The 692-nt window shown below is 55.2% G+C and carries 1 protein-coding gene; it reads left to right on the plus strand.

What is annotated here, in order from left to right; genetic code table 11:
• Positions 1-214: 214 nt before the first annotated feature.
• On the plus strand, positions 215-475 hold the full coding sequence (locus tag Q666_RS58000; RefSeq protein WP_022998223.1) for a hypothetical protein: 261 nt from the start codon (positions 215-217) through the stop codon (positions 473-475).
• The last annotated feature ends 217 nt before the right edge of the window (positions 476-692 follow it).

Raw genomic sequence — 692 nt, forward strand, 5'->3', positions numbered from 1 at the left:
AGGGACTTGCGGAGATCGTAAACCATTGACATCAGCTGATAATATTTCATTAACGATAATCAACAAGCAAAAAAGTATCATCACATGGATATCAGTCAACTCAGGATCATAAGCAATGATAATTAAAGCTTATCGATGGTGAGGGTTTTCAGGGGCCTCAAGGTGCTGTAGGGTGCCCAAATCTTGTCTCGAGCGCCCTGGAGCCCTCACTCAAATGCCCGCCAGCCCCCTCATCTTGCATCGTCCCGAAACCATCGACCGCGCCGAAGCCCTTGCCGTGCGTACCAACCTGCCGGTCGAAGATGTCATCGCGATCGCCCTCGACATGTTCGACCTCGCTCTGCGCCAGCCGCCGCAGGCCGGCGCACAAACGTCGATCTGGCAACAGGCAGCCAACGGTCGTCTGCCCGAGGTCGAAAAATCGACCCCAGGGAAATCGACCCCAGGAAATAAGCAATCCGACCCATCTGAGTGATTTTTCTGAGACGGACCGTCGCCAGCCCCAATGTCCAGCACGAGGATGAGGATGAGAAAATTGACCGGTAAGGCGAGAGACACACTGGCGGAAGAGGAAAAGGCGATCAGCAATCGGGTCGAACACCTCGACACGTTGTCCGCCATTCTGCCAGCCCTTGCCGGATCAGACCGGGCAGAGCAGTTGGCCCGGCTTCTGACCGATGAGGACATCGACA

The sequence above is a fragment of the Labrenzia sp. C1B70 genome, from assembly GCF_000475395.1.
GTDB lineage: Bacteria > Pseudomonadota > Alphaproteobacteria > Rhizobiales > Stappiaceae > Roseibium > Roseibium algicola.

What these genes read in the sequence shown, in the direction of transcription:
- Q666_RS58000 (WP_022998223.1), top strand. Translation starts at nt 215, where the DNA reads ATGCCCGCCAGCCCCCTCATCTTGCATCGTCCCGAAACCATCGACCGC.